Origin of the sequence: Mycobacterium sp. (genome assembly GCF_032162105.1) — a bacterium.
Classification (GTDB): Bacteria; Actinomycetota; Actinomycetes; order Mycobacteriales; family Mycobacteriaceae; genus Mycobacterium.
This window is the reverse complement of record NZ_JAVRPS010000304.1, coordinates 1-7,197: the sequence shown is the minus strand read 5'-3', so window position 1 is coordinate 7,197 and position 7,197 is coordinate 1. Positions and strand designations below refer to the sequence as shown.

Below are 7,197 nucleotides of genomic sequence, written 5' to 3'. Positions count from 1 at the left end.
TGGCGGCTGGTGCTGCCGTTCATCGCGATGGGCGTGGGGATGGCGTTCATCTGGTCGCCGCTGGCCGCCACCGCCACCCGTAATCTGCCCGGCGCGCTGGCAGGCGCGGGCTCCGGCGTCTACAACGCCACCCGGCAGGTCGGCGGCGTGCTGGGCAGCGCGAGCATGGCCGCCTTCATGACGTCGCGGATCAGTGCCGAGATGCCCGGTGGGGGTCAGCAACCGGCGGCCGAGGGATCGGTCACCAAACTGCCCTCGTACCTGCACGAGCCGTTCTCGGCCGCCCTGTCGCAGGCTCTGCTGCTCCCCGCCTTCGTCGCGTTGTTCGGTGTCGTCGCCGCATTGTTCCTGCGCGGATTCGGCGACCGACCGGCTCTCGCTCCGGACGAGTTCGACGACGGCCCCGACGAGCTCGAGGCGTTCACCGCAGCGCTTCGGTCCCCATCGCACACGGACCGGTTCGTGGCCGCGGGTGGACGGGAGTACGGCCGCGCGTATGCCGAACCCGACTACTTCCCCGACGACGACGAGTACGTCGAGTACACGATCGACTGGGACGAGCCGCATCCGCCGCCCAGTCGCGCGGTCGTTCCCGACGTGGTGGCCGTCCCCATCCCTGGCCCTTCCGCCACCGAGGTGGTCGCGGCCGACGAGAGCGAAACCGAGCCACTGCGCGCGCACGTCGAGCATCCGCTGCACGCGCCCGCCGATACCTGGCACGGCGGCCCCGTCGAGTCATGGCACAGCCTGCTGGACGACGAGGTGGCCACGGATCCCGTCGAGGCCAACCCTCAGGCCGCCGCCGCGCCCAACGGTGCACCGTGGCGGAGCATCCTCGACGATCTACTCGGCGACGCGCCCTTGGCGCCGCAGTCGGCCCCCGAGCCGATCGGATTCGCCCACAACGGTTTTCACGTCGAGCACGAGCAGCACTTCGCGGTGCCGCCGCCGGCCAACCGCGCCGGCAGGCATGCCCGCGGCGGTGACGACGACGCAGGCACCTACGGCAAGCACTCGATGCCGTTCCGCGACTGACTCAGTCGAACAGCACCGCGGCATTGAGATAGCCGCCAGGATCGAACGCCGCCTTCACGGCGCGCATGGCGGCGATGTCGGCGTCCGTGCGTGACATCGACAGGTAGTCGCGTTTGCGGCTGCCGACGCCGTGCTCGGAGCTGACGTTGCCGGATGAGTTCGCGATCAGCGCCATCATCGCCGAGTAGAGCGCCTTCTCGCGGTCGCCCTCGAGCGTGCAGCGCACCAGGTTCAGGTGCAGGTTTCCCTCGCCGACGTGACCGAACAGCACCGGGATCGCGTCAGGCGCGTGTTCGGCGACGAGCTCGGTGGCCGCCGCGGCGAAGCCCTCGATCCTCGCCAGCGGCAGGGAGACGTCGAACTTCAGCGGCGGGCCGTAGTGCCCGAGCACCTCGGCCACGGCCTCGCGGACCTGCCAGAGGCGCTGCTGGGCGTTGACGTCGACGCCGACCGCGGGCTCGCCCACCAAATCGGCGTGCTCGAGCGCGTCCGCCAGCCGCTCGGTCTGGTCGGTGTCGCCTGCCAACTCGATGAGCAGCTGCCAGGCGCCCTCGACCGGCGCGCCGATACCCAGGTGCTCGGCCGTCAGCGCGCTGGCCCGTGCGTCGATCAGTTCGAGGGCGGCGATGCCGTCGGCATCCCGGAACTCGCGGCCGACGTCGATCAGCGCACCCAGTTCGGCGAACCCGGCGACGGCGGTGACGCGATGGGCCGGGGTGGGATGCAGCCGCACGTCGAGTCCGGTGATCACGCCGAGCGTGCCCTCGGCGCCGACGAACAGCGACGCCAGGTCGTAACCGGTGTTGTCGCGACGGACCTCGCTGTGCCTGCGGACCAGCGAGCCGTCCGGCAGTGCGACGTCCAGTCCGAGCACCTGTTCGCCCATGTTGCCGTAGCGCACGGTCCGCAGTCCGCCTGCGTTGGTCGATGCCATGCCGCCGACGGTCGCCGAGTCCCTGGCGGCCAGGTCGACGCCGAACACCAGGCCCGCGGCAGCCGCCGCGCGTTGTACCGCGGCCAGGGTGGCTCCTGCGCCGACGTGCACGCGCCGCTCGACGGTGTCGACCTCGTCGATCTCGGCGAGCCGTTCGGTGGACAGCAGCACGTCGTCGTGCTCGGGCACCGTGCCTGCCACCAGTGACGTCCGGCCGCCCTGCACCGTCACGTAGACGCCGGCATCACGGCAGACCTGCAGCACCGCGGCGACTTCCTCGTCTGATCCGGGCCGCACCAGTGCGCCCGCGTGACCCCGGTACCGGCCGGTGTGGTCGACGCTGCGGCCGTCGAGCACGTCGGGGTCGGAGCTGACGTGACTGGCTCCGACGATGGCCGCGAGCCGGTCGGTCAGTGCTTCCGTCACACCGTGGGTGTATCACACGATGTCAGGGCCAGGAACGCGCCGAGCTCGATGAGCCGATCCGGGGTGGACGGCAGGTAGTCAGTCAGCAGCGCCGACCTGACGATGACGGCGATGTACATGGCCCTGCTCACGGCCACGTTGAGCCGATTCCTATTGAACAGGAACGAGACCCCGCGCGGTGCGTCCTCCGCCGACGACGCCGCCATCGACACGAACACGACCGGTGCCTGCCTGCCCTGGAACTTGTCGACGGTGCCCACTTCGACGTCGGTCAGCCCAGCTGAGTCGAGCCGGCGCCGCAAGGTCACCACCTGTGCGTTGTACGGCGTGACGACCATGACGTGTTCCTGGGCGAGGGGGTTGGTGCCGTGCTCGTCGGACCACGGGGTGTCGAGCAGTTCGGCGATCTCCGCGACGATCGCGTCGGCCTCCTCGGGACTGTCCGTCGAGTTGCCGTCGTGGTCGACCGTCAACACCCGGACCCCGGGTGCGACGCCATCGAGAAAGCGGACGGCGCTGACATCGTCGCGCGAGCGCAGACGGCCGTCGTAGGACAGTCGTGACACCGGTCGGCAGACCGCAGGGTGCATCCGATACGAGCAGTCCAGGAAGTACCCGCGCAGCTCGGGGAGCGTGTGGTGCCCATCCACCAGCCAGCCCAGTGCCGATTCGTTGACGGGCTCCGGATGCGTGCCCTGGCTGACCTGGGGCAGCTGCTGCGGGTCCCCGAGCAGCATCAGGTTGCGGGCGGACGGCGCAACCGCGATGGTGTTGGCCAGGCTGTACTGGCCGGCCTCCTCGACGACGAGCAGGTCGAGGGCTCGGCGCGGAACGCGGCCCTGGTTGGCGAAATCCCAAGCGGTGCCCCCAATCACGCAACCGTCGTGGTCGGCGATGAAGGACGCGTACTCCTTCTCGTCGACCTCGCGCCAGGGCGCGTCAGGGGCCTTCTTCTTGCCAACGCGGTCCGGGTCGACGCCGGCCTCGATCACGCAGCCGAGGAGGTTCTCGACCACGGCGTGCGATTGGGCGACCACGCCGACGCGCCACCCGTGCTCCTTCACCAGTCGGGCGATGACCTTCGCCGAGGTGAACGTCTTGCCGGTACCCGGAGGTCCGTGCACCGCGAGGTAGGACGAGTCGAGGTCGAGCAACGCCGCGGTGAGGTCGTCGGCGATGTCGCCGCTGCGGGGGAGCGGTGCACCGCTGACGGTGCGTGGCGCGCGTCTGAGAAGGATGTCGGTAACAGCGTCGGCGGGGAGGTTCGGGAGCCCGGCTGCCACCATGGCCGCGGTGTCCGCGATGGAGTCCTGCAGCGGCTTGGTGTTGATGGGGCCGCCCGGGGTGAGGGCGAACGGCAACTGCTCGAAGGCCCCACCGTCCTTGGGCTGCCGCTCGACCACGACGGCCTCGGTGGGCGCCTCGGGGTTGTCGCACTCGATGACGGTGACCGACCCAAACGCGCGGCGGTCTGGGTCGTCGACCAAGCCCGCAGGCGCGGGTGGGTCGTACAGCGCGAACATCTCCCTGCCGAGTCCACCGTTGGCGAGTTCGCCGATCAACTTGACGTGGCGCTGGGGCTTGCGTGCTTTCGGGGGTTGGTGCCAGTCGGCGACGATCACTGCCCTCTCGGCGACGAAGACGTCAGTGTTGTCGGCCCACTCGTCGACCGGATTGTTGACGCGGTCGAAGTGCGCCCACCAGAACGGCTTGTCCTCGCGCTTGTGAAACCCGCGCGCGGCGGCCACCATCGCGACGGCGGTCTGCTCGGGGGTGCGTTCGTCGATGCCGTCGCCCGCGAACTTGAGCAGTCGGCGTTCGAGTTCGTCCGCTGGTTCGACCGGTGCCCCGGCGGGCGAGCCCGCAAGTGAGCTTGAGTCGGCCACCGGCAGCGGGCCGCGCGGCGGGACCCCGGACTCGATTGCGCGCGCCATCAACCAGTCGCGCAGCCGACGCGTCGACCGGCAGTCGTAGCGGTTGTAGTCCTCGATCTCCTTGAGCACGATCGCCGAGTCGTCGGGGCGGCCGCCATCGCGCAGCGTGCAGAACCGGGCGTACTGCGTGATCGAGTCGGTGGCCGTGGTGACCTCGCCGCTACGCAGCTCGTTGCCCATGTAGAGCGGTTCTAGGTACTTGATGCTGTAGCTCTCGGTACCAACCTGAATGCTCTTGCGCACCAACGGGTACAGGTCGACGAGGACGCCGTTGCGCAGCATCTCGTCGACATCGTGCTCGCCGACGCCGTAGCGGCCCGCCAGCCGCAGTAGCGTGCTCTTCTCGTATGCCGCGTAGTGGTAGACGTGCATGCCTGGGTGTTTCTTGAGCCGCTTGCGCACCATGGCGAGGAACTCGACCAGCGCGTCGCGCTCACGGGCCCGGTCATGGGCCCAGATCGGGTGGAACTCGTCGGTGGTGGTCAGCACGCCCCACAGGTATTCCAGGCCCCACTCGCGACCGTCCACCGTCCACAGCGGGTCGCCCTCGAAGTCGAAGAACAGGTCGCCCTTGTTCGCGTCAGGCAGCACCATCAGCGGCTGGGCGTCGAGCACTTCGTACGGCGGCTTGCCGTCTATCCGGTCGGCGACCTGAAGGCGGGCCTGCGCGGTGAGCGTCTTCACCGTGCGCGCGGCCAGTTCGGGTACCGGGCCGGTGTGGCCGGCCAGGTCGTGCAGGGTGCTCACCCCGGCGTCGATGAGCCGGGCGCGCTGGCTGACCCGCATGCCCGCGACGAGCAGCAGGTCGTCGTGGGCGCGCACCTGTGTGGCGCATTCCGGACAGCGGAAGCACGCACGAACCTCGGTGTCCTCCCATGACACAGCGGTGCCGCGTGCGAGGTGGCCGTCGAGCAGCCGCTCCAGCGCCTCCCGCCGTGGCCGGTACACCGGCAGCAGTTCGTCGGTGCGATAGCTCGCCACGACCCCGTCGCCGAGCATCAACTCGACCTCCGGGGCGATAGGGATCCCGGCGTGCGCCAGGGTGTCGGCGTAGGCGGCGAGTTGCAGCAGCGCCTCGACCTTCACCGAGCGCGCGAGCTTGGTGTCCCGCAGCCGATACCGGTCGCCGTCAAGCACCAGGAAGTCCGCGAAGCCTGCGAACCGGCCGTCGAACATCGCGGCCTGGTAGATGACGGGGGAGCGGCGCTCGACGGCCCGCATGGTCTGGTCGAAGGCGGCCCGCAGGCCTGCGTCGGTGTAGGGCGGGCGACCGATGATCGTGACCTCACCGCCGAACTCGGCCCGCAGATCGTCGAGCTGACGGCGCTCGTGCTCGTCGCCGAGAGTGGCAGTGCGGGCGAGCAGTTCGTCCTCCACCGACACCGTCGGGCCGCGGCCGAGCTTCGCGTCGAACGCTCGCAACAGCGCGTACTCGCACCGTGCGGCGGCGGCGAGATCCGAGGCGCTGTAGATGACCTTGCCGTCGGCTCCCTCGGATGTCAGGAACACGTCCGCCACTGTAGGTCAGTGGGCCGACGGATCCCGGCTAGCTCTAGCCGGTGTTGCCGATGAGCTCCACGCCGTTGCCGTTCCAGTGGAACCGCACCACGCTCTTCAGCCCGGAGGTGCCGTTGGCGTACATCAGCGCGACGGTGTCGCCGGTGGTGACCGTCTCGTCGATGCCGTTGAAGCCGTACGTGTCGGGAACGCCGGTCGGGATGAACTTGCCAAGGTGGAACATCACCGCCCGGGTGTTCGGGTTGTCGCCGTTGGTGTTCGCCTTCACGATCACCACCGACAACTGCGCGCACTCGTTGAAGTTGCCGGCCAGCGGCTCTGAGTTCCACGGCTGGTTACTGCGCGGATCACGCGGCAACTCCGATACCGCCTTGGCGATCTCGGGCGCGGCCAGGTTCACCGCGCACGGATCGGCTGGCGCAGGGGTGGCGGTCGGGCCCGCGGCTACGGTCGGCTCGGGGGCCCGCGTCGAGGTCGCCGTTTCCGTCACAGGGGGCTCGGGTGTCTTGGAGACGGTGGAGTCGCTCGACCCGCACCCGGCTAGCACGAACACCGCCGCCAGGATCGCGACCCACTTCACAACGAGGCACGGTACCCGTAGGCGCCGCGCTCGGCAGATGACGCTGCGATCTACCCGTAGACTCCTACCTCGATGACCTCGCCCGACACCGACGCGCACGACGCCGCGCCCACCTTTGCCGACCTGCAGATTCACCCAGCTGTGCTGCAGGCCGTCGCCGACGTCGGATATGAGACCCCGTCGGCCATCCAGGCCGCCACGATCCCGCCGATGCTCGCGGGATCCGACGTCGTCGGGCTCGCGCAGACTGGCACCGGCAAGACGGCGGCGTTCGCGATCCCGATCCTCTCGAAGATCGACACGTCCAGCCGCATCACGCAGGCGCTGGTTCTGGCCCCAACCCGCGAGTTGGCGCTGCAGGTCGCCGAGGCGTTCAGCCGCTACGGCGCGCACCTTCCGGTGAACGTGCTGCCGATCTACGGCGGCTCCGCCTACGGCCCGCAGCTCGCCGGGCTCAAGCGCGGCGCCCAAGTGGTCGTCGGCACTCCTGGTCGTGTCATCGATCACCTGGAGAAGGGCAGCCTGGATCTGTCCCACCTCGACTACCTGGTGCTCGACGAAGCCGACGAGATGCTGCAGATGGGCTTCGCCGAGGACGTCGAGCGGATCCTCGAGGGCACTCCCGAGTACAAGCAGGTCGCCCTGTTCTCGGCGACCATGCCGCCCGCGATCCGCAAGATCACCAGCAAGTACCTGCACGACCCCGTCCAGGTGAAGGTCGAGTCCAAGACCGCGACCGCCGACAACATCACGCAGCGCTACATCCAGGT

The 7,197-nt window shown here is 69.4% G+C and carries 4 protein-coding genes and 1 pseudogene; 2 read left to right on the top strand and 3 right to left on the bottom strand.

All coding sequences use genetic code 11. The annotated features are described in order from the left end of the window. A pseudogene (locus tag QOC69_RS15710) lies at positions 1-1,035 on the top strand (hypothetical protein); the annotation flags it as partial. A gap of 1 nt (position 1,036) precedes the next feature. Here the strand turns inward: QOC69_RS15710 and QOC69_RS15705 are convergent. Genes QOC69_RS15705 through QOC69_RS15695 form a run of 3 tightly spaced genes read right to left on the bottom strand, consistent with a single transcriptional unit; the run spans position 1,037 to position 6,427 of the window. Beyond that, positions 1,037-2,383 carry an FAD-binding oxidoreductase gene (locus QOC69_RS15705; RefSeq protein WP_526441099.1) on the bottom strand — a complete coding sequence of 449 codons (1,347 nt, stop codon included), beginning with the start codon at positions 2,381-2,383 and terminating at the stop codon, positions 1,037-1,039. An 8-nt stretch (positions 2,384-2,391) separates the two neighbouring features. Beyond that, the gene (locus tag QOC69_RS15700; RefSeq protein WP_526441097.1) at positions 2,392-5,838 is read right to left on the bottom strand and encodes a TM0106 family RecB-like putative nuclease; all 3,447 of its coding nucleotides are present in this window, start codon (positions 5,836-5,838) and stop codon (positions 2,392-2,394) included. Between the two features lie 43 nt (positions 5,839-5,881). Next, a complete protein-coding gene (locus QOC69_RS15695; protein ID WP_526441095.1) occupies positions 5,882-6,427 on the bottom strand; it encodes an LppP/LprE family lipoprotein in 546 nt (181 codons plus the stop codon). Between the two features lie 72 nt (positions 6,428-6,499). Here QOC69_RS15695 and QOC69_RS15690 point away from each other — a divergent pair. Then, a partial coding sequence (locus QOC69_RS15690) for a DEAD/DEAH box helicase (RefSeq protein WP_526441093.1) occupies positions 6,500-7,197 on the top strand: 698 nt, incomplete at its 3' end.